The 14970-nt window shown below is 69.9% G+C and carries 16 protein-coding genes; 7 read left to right on the forward strand and 9 right to left on the reverse strand.

What is annotated here, in order from left to right; genetic code table 11:
• The first annotated feature begins 13 nt into the window (after positions 1-13).
• On the forward strand, positions 14-241 hold the full coding sequence (locus AC3B5L_RS16895; RefSeq protein WP_187662734.1) for an RNA-binding S4 domain-containing protein: 228 nt from the start codon (positions 14-16) through the stop codon (positions 239-241).
• Here the strand turns inward: AC3B5L_RS16895 and AC3B5L_RS16900 are convergent.
• Complete coding sequence (locus AC3B5L_RS16900) at positions 181-1170, reverse strand: DMT family transporter (protein WP_187662735.1); 990 nt, start codon at positions 1168-1170, stop codon at positions 181-183. The genes AC3B5L_RS16895 and AC3B5L_RS16900 overlap by 61 nt on opposite strands.
• Positions 1171-1202: 32 nt before the next feature.
• On the opposite strand from AC3B5L_RS16900, the gene AC3B5L_RS16905 reads away from it, so the two are divergent.
• Positions 1203-1808: a TetR/AcrR family transcriptional regulator gene (locus AC3B5L_RS16905; RefSeq protein ID WP_187662736.1), complete on the forward strand. Its 606-nt coding sequence runs from the start codon at positions 1203-1205 to the stop codon at positions 1806-1808.
• Here AC3B5L_RS16905 and AC3B5L_RS16910 read toward each other — a convergent pair.
• Complete coding sequence (locus tag AC3B5L_RS16910) at positions 1805-2281, reverse strand: hypothetical protein (RefSeq protein ID WP_187662737.1); 477 nt, start codon at positions 2279-2281, stop codon at positions 1805-1807. The two genes, AC3B5L_RS16905 and AC3B5L_RS16910, sit on opposite strands and share 4 nt — an antisense overlap.
• A gap of 91 nt (positions 2282-2372) precedes the next feature.
• Here AC3B5L_RS16910 and AC3B5L_RS16915 point away from each other — a divergent pair, with 91 nt between their 5' ends.
• Positions 2373-3005: a winged helix-turn-helix transcriptional regulator gene (locus AC3B5L_RS16915; RefSeq protein ID WP_259952686.1), complete on the forward strand. Its 633-nt coding sequence runs from the start codon at positions 2373-2375 to the stop codon at positions 3003-3005.
• 9 nt (positions 3006-3014) lie between these two features.
• Here the strand turns inward: AC3B5L_RS16915 and dnaB are convergent, their stop codons facing one another.
• Positions 3015-4388 (reverse strand): replicative DNA helicase, encoded by a 1374-nt coding sequence (gene dnaB / locus AC3B5L_RS16920; RefSeq protein WP_187662739.1) that lies wholly within the window; start codon positions 4386-4388, stop codon positions 3015-3017.
• 517 nt (positions 4389-4905) lie between these two features.
• Here dnaB and AC3B5L_RS16925 point away from each other — a divergent pair.
• Positions 4906-5970, forward strand: coding sequence for a hypothetical protein (locus AC3B5L_RS16925; protein WP_490095994.1), 1065 nt, complete (start codon positions 4906-4908; stop codon positions 5968-5970).
• A 102-nt stretch (positions 5971-6072) separates the two neighbouring features.
• Positions 6073-7791, forward strand: a complete 1719-nt coding sequence (locus tag AC3B5L_RS16930; protein WP_490095995.1) for a beta strand repeat-containing protein — start codon at positions 6073-6075, stop codon at positions 7789-7791.
• 205 nt (positions 7792-7996) lie between these two features.
• Here AC3B5L_RS16930 and AC3B5L_RS16935 read toward each other — a convergent pair whose 3' ends face one another.
• Positions 7997-8362: a cupin domain-containing protein gene (locus tag AC3B5L_RS16935; RefSeq protein WP_490095996.1), complete on the reverse strand. Its 366-nt coding sequence runs from the start codon at positions 8360-8362 to the stop codon at positions 7997-7999.
• 16 nt (positions 8363-8378) lie between these two features.
• Complete coding sequence (locus AC3B5L_RS16940; protein ID WP_490095997.1) at positions 8379-10505, reverse strand: CapA family protein; 2127 nt, start codon at positions 10503-10505, stop codon at positions 8379-8381.
• An 87-nt stretch (positions 10506-10592) separates the two neighbouring features.
• Here AC3B5L_RS16940 and AC3B5L_RS16945 point away from each other — a divergent pair, with 87 nt between their 5' ends.
• A complete protein-coding gene (locus AC3B5L_RS16945; protein WP_259952697.1) occupies positions 10593-12287 on the forward strand; it encodes a S1 family peptidase in 1695 nt (564 codons plus the stop codon).
• Between the two features lie 80 nt (positions 12288-12367).
• Here AC3B5L_RS16945 and rplI read toward each other — a convergent pair whose 3' ends face one another.
• From rplI to rpsF, 4 genes are all read right to left on the reverse strand, one after another.
• Complete coding sequence (gene rplI, locus AC3B5L_RS16950; protein WP_187662744.1) at positions 12368-12820, reverse strand: 50S ribosomal protein L9; 453 nt, start codon at positions 12818-12820, stop codon at positions 12368-12370.
• Positions 12821-12831: 11 nt separating this feature from the next.
• The gene (gene rpsR, locus AC3B5L_RS16955; RefSeq protein ID WP_017829850.1) at positions 12832-13086 is read right to left on the reverse strand and encodes a 30S ribosomal protein S18; all 255 of its coding nucleotides are present in this window, start codon (positions 13084-13086) and stop codon (positions 12832-12834) included.
• A gap of 71 nt (positions 13087-13157) precedes the next feature.
• A complete protein-coding gene (locus AC3B5L_RS16960; protein ID WP_025102815.1) occupies positions 13158-13661 on the reverse strand; it encodes a single-stranded DNA-binding protein in 504 nt (167 codons plus the stop codon).
• 5 nt (positions 13662-13666) lie between these two features.
• Complete coding sequence (gene rpsF, locus AC3B5L_RS16965) at positions 13667-14035, reverse strand: 30S ribosomal protein S6 (protein ID WP_021201450.1); 369 nt, start codon at positions 14033-14035, stop codon at positions 13667-13669.
• A gap of 226 nt (positions 14036-14261) precedes the next feature.
• On the opposite strand from rpsF, the gene AC3B5L_RS16970 reads away from it, so the two are divergent.
• Positions 14262-14966 (forward strand): hypothetical protein, encoded by a 705-nt coding sequence (locus AC3B5L_RS16970; RefSeq protein WP_259952707.1) that lies wholly within the window; start codon positions 14262-14264, stop codon positions 14964-14966.
• The last annotated feature ends 4 nt before the right edge of the window (positions 14967-14970 follow it).

Raw genomic sequence — 14970 nt, forward strand, 5'->3', positions numbered from 1 at the left:
CTAGCATGCAAGGATGACGAACTCCGATCCGATCGACGAAGTCTCCATCGGCGGCGAGGTCATCCGCCTCGGGCAGTTCCTCAAGTTCGCGGGCCTGCTCGATTCGGGCGGCGACGCGAAAGAGGTCATCATCGACGGCTACGTCACCGTGAACGGCGACGTGGACCGGCGCCGCGGGCGTCAGCTCCGCGATGGCGATGTGGTGACCTTCGAGGGCCGGGCGGTGCGCGTCCGGCCCTGACTCGGCACCGCGGAGCCGTCCTCCTCCTGGCCCCGATTCCGCGCCTCGCTCACGAGCACGGCGGTCACCCCGGCCCCGCACAGCGCGAACCCGCCGAGCGTGATCGCGGTGAGGGGCTCGCCGAGCAGCAGCGCCCCGCCGATCGCGGTCGCCGGGGCGACGAGGAAGAGCAGGGCCTGCAGCGCGGTGATGCCGACCCGGCGCAGCAGCCACCAGTACAGTCCGTAGGCGCCGAGCGTAGGGAAGACCGCGGTCAGGACCACGGCGATCCAGAACGACGGTCGAGCCGGCGGCACGAGTGCCCCGGCGAGCGCGCCGATGACGAGGAGCAGCACTGCGGTCACGCTCACGTGGATGGTCAGGGTCAGCAGCACCCCCGTGCGCACGGCCGTCCGCCGCTGCACCAGCGTGCCGATCACGAGGCAGACCATCGCCGTCGCCGGAAGCAGGTAGGCGACGAGCGGCGCGCGGCCGGCGCCGAACTGCGACTGGACGACGAGCAGCACCCCCACCGCCCCGATCACCAGCCCCGCGACCTGAGCGCCGCGTACGCGGAGGCCTAGCACCGGACCGACCAGCACGGCGACGAGCAGCGGCTGGACGGCATCGATCAGCGCGACGGTGCCGGTGGCGATGCCTGCGGCGACGGCGGCGTACACAGCGGCGCAGTATCCGAACTGGGCGAGCGATCCGACGAGCGCCTGGACGCCGAGTTCGCGACCGGTCATCCCCCTCGCCGCACCGGACACCGCGACGAGGACCACGAGCACGACGGCGAGCGGCGTGAACCGCCAGACCAGGAGCGTCAGCGGGTCGACGTCCGTGGTGGCGACCGCGGGGATGAGGAATCCCGAGCTCCACGTGAGGACGAAAGCCACCGCGGCACCGACGGTGAGGAGGCGCCCGAGTATACCGATCTGTTTACTCATCCGCCCACTATACAGGTTGGTATACTCGGCGCATGTCGATCCCCGTCCCGGAACTCCCCCCATTGACCCCGGGAGCACGCCGCGTGCTCGACGCCGCCTCCGACCTCTTCTACGAGCGCGGCATCCACGCCATCGGAGTCGACACCATCGCCGCGGCCGCCGGCGTCACGAAGAAGACGCTGTACGACCGCTTCGGATCGAAGGAAGCGCTCGTCGTGTCGTACCTGCAGCACCGGGACGCCCGCTGGCGCGATCACGTCGCGGCCCACCTCGCGCGGGTGCCGGAGCCGGGGCCTGCCCGTGTGCTCGCGATCTTCGACGCAGCCCTAGCCTGGGTGCCCGACAACAGCACCAAGGGATGCAGCGCCATCAACGCGCGTGCCGAGATCGACGGCCCCGGGGATGCCCCGCTGGTGCTCGCCGAGGCCCGTCGCGAGAAGGAGTGGCTGCTCGCGGTGTTCGCAGAGCTCTGCGATGAGGCGGGCTTCCGCGATCCGGAACGTCTCGCGGCGACGCTCATGCTCCTCTATGAAGGGGCCATCGTCACCGTCGGCATGGGGACCTTCGCCGAACCGTTCGTCACCGCTCGCGACAGCGCGCGGCGGATCCTGGAGTCCACACCGTCCGACGCGTCCTAGACGTCGGTCGTCGGCAAGGACGCGCGCGGCGGCAGCACAGCGCGCACCGTGACCACGAGAAGGGCCACGAGCAGCACGACCATCGTCACGTCCGCGACGATGTAGGCGTAGTGCGCGCCATCGGTTCCCGGAGCCTCCTGCCCTGCGATGACGAGATCGCTGCGCCGATTGAGGATCGGGCGGATGACGATCACCTCGACGAGGAACGCCAGCCACAGCCCGCCGAGCAGCAGCGCCGAGGGACGTCCGGCCCTGGCGCGGATGCTGACCGCGGTCAACACGAGGAGCACCGCTCCCGCGAGGACATTGAGGGCGGTGAAGACGAGGCGACCGATGCCGAGCCCCAGCGGGATCGTGATTCCGGGAGCCAGGAACTTCAACGGCGCCTCCAGGAATGAGATCGCGACGATCGCCCCGAGCAGGAATGCGGGCAGGAGCAGGCGCAGCGCGGTCACCGTGCGTCCACCCGTCATGGCCTCAGGCTAACCGGACCGGTCGCCGCCGTCGCCAGACCTGGCCGTGGAAATCGGCCCCTCGCTCGGCGCGCAGGGGATAATGGGTAACATGCCACGTCCTACCGACGCCTACCGCGGGCTCATGCAGAGCAGCCGGCTGCGGGTTCTCGCCGCCTTGATGGACACTCCGGGAATCGGCCTCGCCGAGCTCTCCCTCCGCATGGGCCTCCACGTGAACACGCTGCGCGACCACCTTCGCGTGCTCGAAGGCGAGGGCCTCGCCCGGTCCGAGGTGGAGCACACCGGTCGTCGCGGACGGCCGCGGCTGCGCTTCTCCCCCGTGTTGCCGAGCGAGCCGAATGAGATCGAGGAGCGGCGGGTCCAGGAGGCGATCCGTCACGGCGACCTCATGCGCGCGGTGCTCCCGGCGACGCGATCCGGGCTCCCGGAGGCCGCGACGCATCAGCTCGATGCGCTGTTCCACCACCTCGACGACGTGGGCCTGCAGCCGGACATCGACGAGAAGGCGATGACCGTCGACCTCTCCCCCTGCCGCTTCCACACGCTGCTGACCGATGACCAGACCCTGGTCTGCCGGGTGCACGAGGAACTCATGAAGTCGGTGCTGGCGAGAGCGGGCGGCCCCGTGGAGATCGAACGCGTGATCCCGTTCACGACGTCCCACTCCTGCCACGTCCGGCTCAGCCTCCGCGAGGAGTCGGCGTCCGACGTGGGACGCTGACGCCGCGGCTCAGGTGAAGTCGCCGCCGGGGGCCATGTCGGCGAACCGGGAGTAGTGCCCCTGGAAGGCGACCGTGATGGTCGCGGTCGGACCGTTACGGTGCTTGGCCACGATGAGGTCGGCCTCGCCGGGACGGACGTCCTTGTCGTAGACCGAGTCGCGGTGCAAGAGGATGACCATGTCGGCGTCCTGCTCGATCGATCCGGACTCTCGCAGGTCGCTGATGGCGGGCTTCTTGTCCTGTCGCTGCTCGGGACCACGGTTCAGCTGCGACAGCGCGATGACCGGCACCTGCAGCTCCTTGGCGATGAGCTTGAGGCTTCGGGAGAACTCCGAGACCTCCTGCTGACGGGACTCGACGCGCTTGCCGGATGTCATGAGCTGGAGATAGTCGATGATGACCATCCGCAGACCGGCCCGCTGCTTCAGCCGCCGGCACTTCGCCCGGATCTCGACGAGCGTCATGTTCGGGCTGTCGTCGATGTAGAGCGGGGCGTCGTTGATGCGGCCGCGGGTGGCGGCGACCGTCGTCCAGTCCCGCGGGTCGAGCGTTCCCTTGCGCATGTTCTGCAGCGGGATCGCCCCCTCGGCGCTGAGCAGACGCATCGCGATCTCGCTCTTGCCCATCTCGAGCGAGAAGAAGATCGAGGGGAAGTCGTGCCCGATCGAGGCCGCACGGGCGAAGTCGAGGGCGAGCGTGGACTTACCCATCGCGGGTCGCGCGGCGACGACGATCATCTGGCCGCCGTGCAGGCCGTTGGTGAGCTCGTCGAGCTCGCGGAAGCCGGTGGGGATGCCGGTCATGGAACCGTCGCGGCCGTTGGCCGCCTCGATCTCCTCGACGGCGGCATCGACCGCGACGGTGAGCGGTACGTAGTCCTCGGCCGTCTCCGAGCCGGTGACCGAGTAGATCTCCGCCTGCGCGTTGTTGACGATGTCGGTCGCGTCGCCCTGGCCGTCGTAGCCGAGCTGGACGATGCGCGTCCCGGCGTCGACGAGGCGGCGGAGGATCGCTCGCTCGGAGACGATGCCCGCGTAGTAGCCGGCGTTGGCCGCGGTCGGGACGATCGACGTAAGGGTGTGCAGGTAGTCCGCGCCGCCCGCCTTGTTCAGCTCACCGGTCTTGATGAGCTCGTCGGTGACGGCGACGACGTCGGTCGGCTCACCGTGGGAGTAGAGGGAGAGGATGGCCTCGAAGATGAGCTCGTGCTTCGGGATGTAGAAGTCGGCGCCCTTGAGCGTCTCGATCACATCGGCGACGGCGTCCTTCGACAGGAGCATGCCGCCCAGGGCGCTCTGCTCGGCGAGGAGGTCGTGCGGAGGGGTGCGCTCGGGCGGACGCTGCCCTCCCAGGCGCTCCGCGGAGATGTCGGCGATCGACACTGTGTTCCCTTCGATGCGACGGTTCTGAGGCGGGCCCCGCGCTCGCATCCGCGGATGCCGGTGCGGGGGACCGCGGCCGCGCGGCGGCCATCCCCAGACAAGCAGGTGCCCCCGACATTCGGTCGCTCGACCACGCTATGAGCGGTCTCCACACGGTGCAACACGGCCTGTGGATAACCATGTGGACAGCGTGCGGACAATCTCGGAGTGTCTGTGCAGAACGGGTGTGGATAACCCGGTGGACGGTGTGAAGAGCGAAGTTTTTTCTGCCAGCCGACCAGGCATAAATCGTTTCCCCAGCCTGTGGATGAAAACGAGTTTAAATTGCGCGTTGAAGGTTTCCCCTCCGGAGGGGGCATGTGTAGAACCTGGGGAAAGTCAAGCCGGAAATCCGCCGGGCGCGTCACGATCTGACACGAGACGAATCGGATGTAAACGCCCCTGGACAGAGAGGGGGTGCGCGAGTATTCTCCCTCCCATCGACACACGCGTAGACCTTTCGGAGGGGGAGGACCACGTGGACGCTCGGACCACCCGACGCGGCGTACCCCACGCCGTCCTCTGGGGTGGCGTCGGCGTGCTCGCCTGGGCGGCCCTGACCGTCCTCACCGGTGGGGGCTCCGCGCATGCGGCCGAGGAGCCGAAGGGTCCGCTCGACGGCCTCACCTCCGTCGTGTCGGAGACGGTCACCGCCGTGACGAAGCCGGTCGTGAACAACGTCGTGGCTCCGGTAGTGAAGCAGGTGGCGACGCCGGTGGTCCAGGAGGTCGTGGCCCCCGTCGTGCACGAGGTCGTCGCTCCCGTCGTGACCCACACCGTCGCTCCTGTGCAGGAGGCGGCTCCCGCCATCGTCGAGACGGTGACCGAGACGGTGACGCAGGTCCCCGTCGTCGGAGACACCGCGGCCCCGGTGCTCGAGGCGGTCGCCGAGACCACCGAGACGGTCGTCGAGCCCGTGACCGACGTGCTCGGCTCTGCACCGGTCTCGCAGATCACCGCGCCCGTGCTCGACCTCGTCGGCGGCCTTCCGCTGGTCGGCGGCATCGTCGTGGACTCCGGCGCCATCGACCTGGTCGAGAACGTCGTCGGTGTCGTCGACGGCACGACCAGCCTGATCGGCGGCGTCGTCGAAGAGACCGTTCCGCCGGTCGTCGAGGTGCTTACGCCACATGAGCCGGCTGCACCGCAGACACCGGAGGGCTCCGTCCCCATGGGCGTCCCCCCTGTGCGCGACGACATCGCCGCGCTTCCCGAGCCTGCTCCCGCACCGTCGGCCTCGCCGAGCACGGGCCAGGACTCTGTGCTCCGCACCGTGGCTTCCTTCGCAGGTCCGGTCTCCGCACCCGACTCCTCGGACGCCGGTGCCGGTGACACCGCTCCGGTGCCGTTCGGTGCTCCTCCGGCCGCTCCGGCCGCCCCCGCCTCTTCCTCCGCCACCTCGGCCGGAGGTTCCGCCAGCGCCCCCGCTCGCCTCAGCGAGATCGGCGCGACCCCGCTCCGTGCCTGGGAGCGGGCCGCCGGCGCACGGGACGACGCCCTTCCGGGCGCACCCGTCGCCGACACCGACGTCTCGCCTGACTGACGGACTGTCGCGTCATCCCACCGGGATGACAGATGCCGTGCTGCGCACGCACTTCCTCGCGCGCATCCCATCAGACAGACCAGTCACGTCAGGAGAACCATCATGCGTACCTACGCGAAGCGCGTCCTCTGGGGCACGCTCATCGCCGGCGGGATCACCCTGCTCGGCGCGACGGCCGCCAATGCGGCCGAGACATCCGGAGACGACGGCTTCCTCTCCGGCACCCAGGCAGTAGCGCCCATCACCGCCCCGATCACGGTCGTCGACAACGCGATCTCCGTGCTCGGCGACGCGGCATCCACCGCGCCGGCTCCGGCCCCGGCTCCCGCCCCTGCTCCGGCTCCCGCACCGGCGTCCGCCCCCGCTCCGCAGACGAGCGGCGAGGAGGGCACCGCATCCGGCACCCAAGCCGTGGTGACCGTGAACCTCCCCGTCACGGTGACGGACAACGCGATCAGCCTCACCGAAGACTCCACGACCAGCACCCCGGCCGCCGCTCCTCCCCAGAGCGCGGCTCCCCAGGCCCCTGACGCGGCCGGGGTGCTCTCCCTCGACACGGACGGCCTGGATGGCGTGCTCTCGGGCACGCAGGCTCTGGTGGCGGTCAACGCCCCGGTGACCGTGTCCGACAACGCCATCTCGCTGCTCGGTGACTCCGAGTCGGCCGCTGAGGGAGAGAGCGCCGCAGCACCGGCGCCTGCCCCGGCGACCGGGTCGAGCACCTCGGGCGAGGACGGCACCGCGAGCGGCACCCAGGTCGTCGCCCCGGTGACGGCCCCCGTCACGGTGAGCGGCAACGCCATCTCGCTCCTCGGCGACAGCGAGGCCACCGGCACCTCCGGCGGCACCGCGGCCCCGACCGCACCCGCGGCCGGCGGGAGCACCACCGGCGGTGACGACAGCATCCTCGGGGGCACGCAGGCCGTGGCACCCGTGACGACGCCTGTCACCGTCGGCGGCAACGCCATCTCGCTCCTCGGTGACAGCGAGGCCACCGGCACCTCCGGCGGCACCAGCCCGGCACCGGCTGCGCCCGCGGCCGGGTCGAGCACCTCGGGCGAGGACGGCACCGCGAGCGGCACCCAGGTCGTCGCCCCGGTGACGGCCCCCGTCACCGTCGGCGGCAACGCCATCTCACTCCTCGGTGACAGCGAGGCCACCGGCACCACCGGCGGCGCCACGGCCCCGACCGCACCCGCGACCGGAGGCAGCACCACCGGCGGTGACGACAGCATCCTCGGCGGCACCCAGGTGGTCGCGCCCGTGACCGCCCCCATCGGCGTCACCGGCAACGCCATCTCCGTCACCGACGACGCCACCGTCACCGGCACCACCGGCGGCGCCACGGCCCCGACCGCACCCGCGACCGGAGGCAGCACCACCGGCGGTGACGACAGCGTCCTCGGCGGGACTCAGCTGGAGCTCCCGGTGACGCTTCCCATCACGATCGGCGGGAACGCGATCTCCGTCGTCGGCGAGAGCACGGTGACCGATCCCGGCACGAACCCCGGCACGGACCCGGGCACGGACCCGGGCACTGATCCCGGAACGGACCCGGGCACCGACCCGGGCACGAACCCCGGAACCGACCCGGGCACGGACCCCGGCACCAACCCCGGAACCGACCCCGGAGCGAACCCGGGAACGACGCCGAGCACCGGAGCCGGCATGACCAGCATGCCGTGGGCTGCGGGTGCCGCCGCGACGGGTGAGGCCACCGGCCTCGCGATGACCGGTGGCGCCTCGGCCCCGTGGCTGTGGGCCCTCGCCGCTCTCCTGCTGCTGGGAGGTGCGGGCCTGCTGCGCCGTCGCGCGGCGTAGGCGCTGAGCCCCGGCGGTGGCGATGTCCTCGGGGGAGGAGACTCGCCCCCGCCGGTGCGCGGCAGCGTCCGCCCGTGCGGTGCAGCCCTCGCTGCGCTTCCTCTGCCGAGCGTGACCGCCGCGCAAACGGCGGATGCCCCGTGGTCCCCCACCGCGGGGCATCCGTGCGCCCGTTCGGCGAGGTGCGCGGGATGCGATGTGGTGGTTAGCCGAGCTCCTGGAGCTCCGCCGTCATGTCGCCGCCTGCGTCTCCGGTGTTGACCGTGCCCTTCGGCTCGAAGAGGATCGCCTGCACCTCTTCCTCGGCTTTCGGGCAGTGCTCGATACCCCGGGGCACCACGAACACGTCGTTCGGGTTCAGGATGACGTCGCGGTCGCGGAGCTGGATCGTCAGGCGCCCGCTCACCACGAAGAACAGCTCGTCGGTCTCGGGATGCGTGTGCCAGACGAACTCGCCCTGCAGCTTCACGACCTTGACGTCGTAGTCGTTGACGCTCGTCAGCCGGTGCGGCTGCCAGTGCTCGTGGATGGTGGACAGGGCCTCGTGCACATTGCGAACGTCGTCCGTCATGGCCAGCAGCCTATCCTCACGGCGGGGCGATCAACCCGTCGGCGTCGACGACGGCGGCACTGCCCGGGAAGTCCCGTCGGCCGCGCTCGTCCATCAGGGCGCCGGCCCGACCGGTCGGATCGGGCGCCGGGGCGCCGCCGTCGGCCTCCAAGACGATCGAGCGGACCTGTCCGCCGAGATACGTTCCGTCTGCGCGGAGACGGACCGACAGGTAGGCGCCGAAGCGCGTCTCCTCCTCGGCCCCGAAGACGCCCCCTCCCGCGAAGTTGCCCAGGCCGTACGCGATGAGCCGGCCACGGTAGAACTCCGCACCCCGGACGACGTGCGGACCGTGCCCGACCACCAGATCGGCCCCGGCGTCGACGGCGGCATGCGCGAACGCCTGCGGATCACCCCGGTTCTCCCCGAAGCTGTGCTCGGTCCCGCCGGTGACCCCGTCGGCCTCTGGTCCCTCGGCGCCCATGTGCGCGTGGACGACGACGAGATCGGCCTGTTCCGCCGCCGCGCGCACCACCTGACCGACGTGACGGAGGTCGGTGACCCGGTTGAACCCCCCGTAGGGCGCGAACCCGACCAGGGCCACGGTGGTCTCCCCCACCCTCGTCACGACGACCTCGTTCCGGTCGCCGACCGCGTCCATGCCCTCTGCGCGGAGGATCGTCCTCGTCTCTTCGACGCCCTCCCGGCCGAAGTCGTGACTGTGGTTGTTCGCCTGATTGAGCACGTCGAAGCCGCGCAGCGCCTCGACGGCATCCGGCTCGCTGCGGAACGCGAGGCAGTGGTCGCTCCCGCCGCACTTGTCGACGCCGGTATCCGCCGCGATCACCTGCTCCAGGTTGCCGGTGACGATGTCCTCGGTGAACCAGGGGCGTATCTCGTCGAAGGTCGATCGCCCGCGATCCGCCGGGATCCCGCGCGACGCGTCGTACAGCAGGATGTCGCCGACGGCGCCGACGCTGACCTCGCCCTCGTTGGTGGCGGCGCGGTCGGCGGTCGCGGCCGGCCGGGCGGGGATCGCCGCTGCCGCGCTGACGGCGAGGCCGACCCCCAGCAGTGCCAGCATCGCGACCGGGGTCCGCCAGGGGACTCTGCGAGGCGCGTCGTCGACCGCGGCCCGCCGACGCGGCAGGTCCCACAGCCAGGCGAGTCCATCGCGAGCGGTGAGGCGATCGAGGCCGATGCACGCGGCGACGAGACCCGCCGTGAGCACGACCGGGAGCAGGACGGCCGCGAGCAGCTGCACGGCTTGCCCCGCGTCGGACAGGACCCCCACGAGCGCGGCGTCGGCGAGCGCGAGCAGCGGCATGTGCAGGAGGTAGATGGGCAGGCTCCAGACGCCGAGCGCTTGCAGGCCCCGCCCGGCCAGCGGGAGGCCCGCGAGGATCGGAGCGACCGCGAGTCCCATCGCCACCCCGAGGACGGACACCGCCGGCCACACCCCCGGAACGGTCTCCGTACCCGTCACGCGCATGACGGCGTAGGCGGCGAGGTACCCGAAGATCAGGGCCCCGGCGAGTGCTGGTCGCGGACGAGCGGTGAAGCGACGGATGCGCGGTGCGAGGTACGCACCTCCGAGGAAGAAGAAGAGGTTGTAGAGGAGCGATCCGCGGTTGCTCACCACATCGACCAGCCCGGCGGCCACCGCCACCGAGAGGACTCCGGAACCCGCCAGCATCACGCCGCGCGGCAGTCGCTGCAGACCCTTGGCGACGACGAAGTACAGCGCGAGGGCGTAGAGGTACCAGGTGTTCGGCGGGCTCATCGTCACCCCCTCCACGAACGCGGAGACACTCCTCGGTACGAACGTCGGGAAGTCGGGGAACGCCCACATCGCGGCGGCATGGATGAGACTCCACAGCAGATAGAGGTAGAGGAAGCGGGCCACGCGCGGACGGAGCACGGCCGCCCACGGTCGAGCCAACGCTGCGGAGGCGAAGTATCCGGACAGGAACAGGAACAGCGGCATGAGGAACGGCCAGATGAGGTCGCTCGCGAGACCCCAGGCTCCGGGAAGGGGGATGCCGAGCCGCCAGTCGACCTGCAGGTAGGTCTTCAGCACGACGTGCCAGAACACCACGAGGACGATCAGCAGCCCCTTCGCGGCATCGCCCCAGGGCGCGCGCGATGTCGTCGCTGCGGTCATGACACCAGCCCACCCCACCGGATGTTGCGAGAACGTATGCGAATCCGGCGACAGTCCTGCAACATCCCCGTCCGTACGGTCCTTCGCATGACACGCATCAGATACCTCGTCGCCGCCGTGCTCGCCTCGCTCCTGGTCCTCGCGGGCACGACGCCCGCGCTCGCGATCAGCGACGGCAGCGACGCGACGGAGCCCTACCCCTTCATGGGCGCCTACAAGCCCGGCTACCCGAAGACGCCGGGGCCGGGAGGCAACGGCTGCGGCGTCACCCTGATCGACGCGAACTGGGGCCTCACCGCCGCGCACTGCCGCAAGAACAACCTCGTCAGCACGGGAACGCCGAAGGGATGGACGGTCCAGTTCGGTTCCGCCGACGTGACGGAAGGCGGTGAGGTCGCCACGGTGAGCCGGTTCTTCCGCCTCCCCGGGGGTACCGAGCCCGTGTTCGGTGAAGACCTCATGCTGTTGCGCTTCGACGAGCCGGTGTCGCAGACGCCGATCCCTCTCGCGTCGGCGCGGCCGAAGGTCGGCACGGCGGTGCGTTTTCTCGGTTGGGGTAATGACGCGAGTCCGAGCGAACAATCCCACTACCCGACGATGCTGAAGGAGTTCGACGCGCGAGTCCTCGACAACGCCGACTGCCCCACCATCGAACGAGTCAGCGAGATGTGCGCCGGCGACGGCGACAGCAAGACCGGAAACGCAGACTCCGGGGGGCCGCTGCTCGTCCGCGTGAACGGAGGGTGGGCCCTCGCCGGCATACTCACCGGCAGCGAAGACCAGAACCCGGAGGTCAGCGGCCTCTTCACCGACGTGACCGCGCACGCGGACTGGATCCGGACCGTCATGTCGACGTACGAGTCGATTCCTGATGACGTCGTGCCCCATGACCCCCTCGCCGGCTACCCGGGCGTCGGGCCCTGCGCGTCCTCCATCGTCAGAGCCGCGGCGTCGACGGACGAGGACCATGCCCTCCTCCTCACCAACGGGCACTGCACCCCGGCCGTGGATCCGTCTCGAGACATCCCGCAGCCTGGAGCATTCGAGCTCGACCGATCATCGGACTCCTCGGTCCCGTTCAAGGACGAGAAGGGGTACCTCCTGACCACGTCGAGGACCGAGCGGCTGCTGTTCGCCACCATGACCGGCACCGATCTCGCGCTCTATCGGCTCGACGCCTCCTACGCCGACCTCGAATCGCAGGGCGTCACCGTCCTGGACATCGCCGCCGCGCCGCCGAAGATCGGAGACGTGGTCACCCTGCAGGCGGATGAGGGCTTCACCTGCACCGTCGAGACGGTCGTCCCCACCCTGCGCGAAGGCGAGTATGAGCTCTACGACTCGCTGCGAATGGCGAAGGGCGAGTACTGCGAGACCTACCACGGCACCTCCGGGGCAGCCCTCGTCGCCCCCGACGGGAAGACCATCGTCGGGGTGAACAGTTCGAGCAACACCGACGGGGAGAAGTGCACGGAGGACAACCCGTGCGAGGTGGGGGCGGACGGGAAGATCAGCGTCCACACCGATCAGGCCTATGCCCGTCAGGTCACCGTGCTGAACGACTGCATCGCGGCCGGTTCGGTGTTCGACGCGGACGCTCCCGGGTGCACCCTCGCCGCCGCTGCCCGTGGCGAGGAGCCGCTGAACGTCCCGCTCCTCGTCGGCGGTGCGGTGTTCGGCCTCGGCATCGTGGCGTTGGCGTGGGCGCTCGTCGCGCAGCGTCGACGGAGGCATCACCTCATCGACCAGACGATGGAATCAGGCAGCACCCCTGCCGCCTGACCCGCGTCCAGACGCAGAAACGCCCCCTGTCCCGGAGGACAGGGGGCGTTCTGTTCGACAGGCAGGGCCCGTCGGGTGCCTTACTTGGCGGCGACGACCTGCAGCGTGATGACGGCAGTGACGTCCTCGTGCAGACGCACGGTCGCCTCGTGCTCACCGGTCGCCTTGATGGGCGAGGTGATGTGCACCTTGCGCTTGTCGATCGAGCCGAGGCCCGCAGCCGTGACGGCCTCTGCGACGTCGGCGGTCTTCACCGAGCCGAACAGACGGCCTTCCTTGCCGGCCTTCACCGCGAGGCGCACCTTGGTGCCCTCGAGGGTGTTCTTCAGGGCCACAGCCTCGTCGCGGTCGTGGATCGCGCGTGCCTGACGCGCGGCCTGGATCGATGCGACCTGCTTTTCGCCACCGCGGGTCCACGCCGTAGCGAAGCCCTGCGGGATGAGGAAGTTGCGGGCGTACCCGTTCTTGACCTCGACCACGTCACCGGCGCTACCGAGCCCGGCGACCTCGTTCGTGAGAATCAGCTTTGCCATCTCGATACCCCTTACCGGCCGGCGCCAGCGTAGGGCAGGAGCGCCATTTCGCGCGCGTTCTTGATCGCCGTGGCGATCAGACGCTGCTCCTGCACCGAGACACCGGTGATACGACGGGCGCGGATCTTGCCGCGCTCCGAGACGAACTTGCGAAGGGTGGCGACATCCTTGTAATCGATGACACCGACCCGGATGGACTTCGCGGGAGCGGTGGGCTTGCCACCCTTCCGCGGCTTGCGGCGGTCGCCGCTCGACTTTCCAGCCATAGTTTTTCCTTAGTGATGAGCGGGGTGCGGCCCTTCGACAAGCTCAGGGACCCACCCGTGAAGAAGTGTTTTCAGAAGGGGGTGTCGTCGCCGAAGCTGCCCGGAGTGCTCCAGGCGTCGGCGCTGGTCGACGAGCCGGGCGTGGACCACGGCTCCTCCGACACCTGCTGCTGCTGCGCGGGACGGGACTGTCCCCCGCCGCCACCGCCCGAGGCCGCACGGGTGACCTGCGCGGTCGCGTACCGCAGCGAGGGGCCGATCTCGTCGACCTCCAGCTCGATCGCGGTGCGCTGGTTGCCCTCGCGGTCCTGGTAGGAACGCTGGCGCAGACGACCCTGCGCGATCACGCGCATGCCCTTGGTGAGCGAGCCCGCCACGTGCTCGGCGAACTCACGCCACACCGAGGCGCGGAGGAACAGCGCTTCGCCGTCCTTCCACTCGTTCGCGGCACGGTCGAAGTTGCGAGGCGTCGATGCGATGGTGAAGTTCGCCACCGGCAGCCCGTTCTGCGTGTAGCGCAGCTCGGGGTCGGCGGTGAGGTTGCCCACCACGGTGATGACGGTTTCGCCGGCCATGAGACTTAGGCCTTCGCAGCCTTGGCGGCCTTGCGGGCAGCCTTCTCTTCGGAGCGCTTGGCCTCGGAAGCGATCATCGCCTGAGCCTCTTCAGCGCGGAGCACCTTGGTGCGCATAATCTGCTCGTTCAGCTTGAGCTGACGGTCGAGCTCCTGCGTGGCGGCGCTGGTCGCGGTGAAGTTGACGACGGCGTAGATGCCCTCGGTCTTCTTCTGGATCTCGTAGGCGAGACGGCGCTTGCCCCAGATGTCGACGTTCTCGATAGAGCCACCATCGTTGGTGATGACCTTCAGGAACTTGTCGAGCGTCGGGGCGACCTGGCGCTCGTCGATCTCGGGGGTCAGAATGACCATGAGTTCGTACTGGTGCGTCACTTACCCACCTCCTTCGGACTAGAACGGCTCTCGGGGCTTTCCCGGGAGCAGGAGGGTGTGTGCACGTGCCCGCCCGTGGAATCCCGAATGGACGCCGCAAGGCAGACAACCTCGACAGTCTAGCGGAGTTTCCTCGGAACCGCCTCCCGCACATCCGCTCGGTCCTTGGCATGCTGGAGGGCGTGCCTGGTGACGGTCATCGGCACGTGACCTGGAGGGGGGCGCCATGCGCGTCAACAAGTGGGGGGTCGGCGTCGTGCTCGCCGCCGCCGTCATGCTCACCGGATGCTCGGCGGGAGCGTCGGACAAGCCGGCCGAGTCGAAGCCGAGCGGGGCCGCGTCGCAGGAGGCCGAAGCGCCGTCCACCGACTGCCCCGAGCTCGCCGACGGCGCCACCGTCGACGGCTCTGCCCTCGGCGCCTGCATCGCCGAGGCCATGACCGACACTGCCGGCTACGCCGCCAAGACCGTCGTGATGGGCATGGAGTCCACCACGCGCTTCAACCCGTCCGAGAAGGCGCTGGAGTCGCTCTCCCCGATGGGCTCGATCGTCGCGATCGGCGACGACGTCTGGGTGAAGTCGCCATCGAGCGACTGGCAGACCGCCGACCCGTCGTCGAGCGACCCGATCATCGCGAGCCTCAGCACCACCGCGAAGGACGTCACCGCGATGGACCCCGCCGAGACGGCGAAGGCCATCACGGGTGACTTCACCGTGACCGGCACCGGCGAGCGCCTCGGCCAGAAGGTCTACCTCGTCAGCGGCACCGTCGAGCAGGCGGGCACGCCCGTCGAGGTCGTGTTCGAGGTCACCGAGGACTACGTCAACCTCGCCTCGACCAGCTCCGCGACCGTCCAGGGGCAGTCGGTCGACGTCGCGCTCGAGATCACCGAGTGGGACGTGAAGCAGGACATCGTCGCGCCGCTCTGATCGC

The sequence above is a fragment of the Microbacterium sp. C-MGS6 genome, assembly GCF_058140415.1.

Bases quoted from the DNA above. Each gene is read 5' to 3' on its own strand.
- AC3B5L_RS16895 (WP_187662734.1), top strand. From the start codon at position 14: ATGACGAACTCCGATCCGATCGACGAAGTCTCCATCGGCGGCGAGGTC.
- AC3B5L_RS16900 (WP_187662735.1), bottom strand. From the start codon at position 1,170: ATGAGTAAACAGATCGGTATACTCGGGCGCCTCCTCACCGTCGGTGCC.
- AC3B5L_RS16905 (WP_187662736.1), top strand. From the start codon at position 1,203: ATGTCGATCCCCGTCCCGGAACTCCCCCCATTGACCCCGGGAGCACGC.
- AC3B5L_RS16910 (WP_187662737.1), bottom strand. From the start codon at position 2,281: ATGACGGGTGGACGCACGGTGACCGCGCTGCGCCTGCTCCTGCCCGCA.
- AC3B5L_RS16915 (WP_259952686.1), top strand. From the start codon at position 2,373: ATGCCACGTCCTACCGACGCCTACCGCGGGCTCATGCAGAGCAGCCGG.
- AC3B5L_RS16930 (WP_490095995.1), top strand. From the start codon at position 6,073: ATGCGTACCTACGCGAAGCGCGTCCTCTGGGGCACGCTCATCGCCGGC.
- AC3B5L_RS16935 (WP_490095996.1), bottom strand. From the start codon at position 8,362: ATGACGGACGACGTTCGCAATGTGCACGAGGCCCTGTCCACCATCCAC.
- AC3B5L_RS16940 (WP_490095997.1), bottom strand. From the start codon at position 10,505: ATGACCGCAGCGACGACATCGCGCGCGCCCTGGGGCGATGCCGCGAAG.
- AC3B5L_RS16945 (WP_259952697.1), top strand. From the start codon at position 10,593: ATGACACGCATCAGATACCTCGTCGCCGCCGTGCTCGCCTCGCTCCTG.
- rplI (WP_187662744.1), bottom strand. From the start codon at position 12,820: ATGGCAAAGCTGATTCTCACGAACGAGGTCGCCGGGCTCGGTAGCGCC.
- rpsR (WP_017829850.1), bottom strand. From the start codon at position 13,086: ATGGCTGGAAAGTCGAGCGGCGACCGCCGCAAGCCGCGGAAGGGTGGC.
- AC3B5L_RS16960 (WP_025102815.1), bottom strand. From the start codon at position 13,661: ATGGCCGGCGAAACCGTCATCACCGTGGTGGGCAACCTCACCGCCGAC.
- AC3B5L_RS16970 (WP_259952707.1), top strand. From the start codon at position 14,262: ATGCGCGTCAACAAGTGGGGGGTCGGCGTCGTGCTCGCCGCCGCCGTC.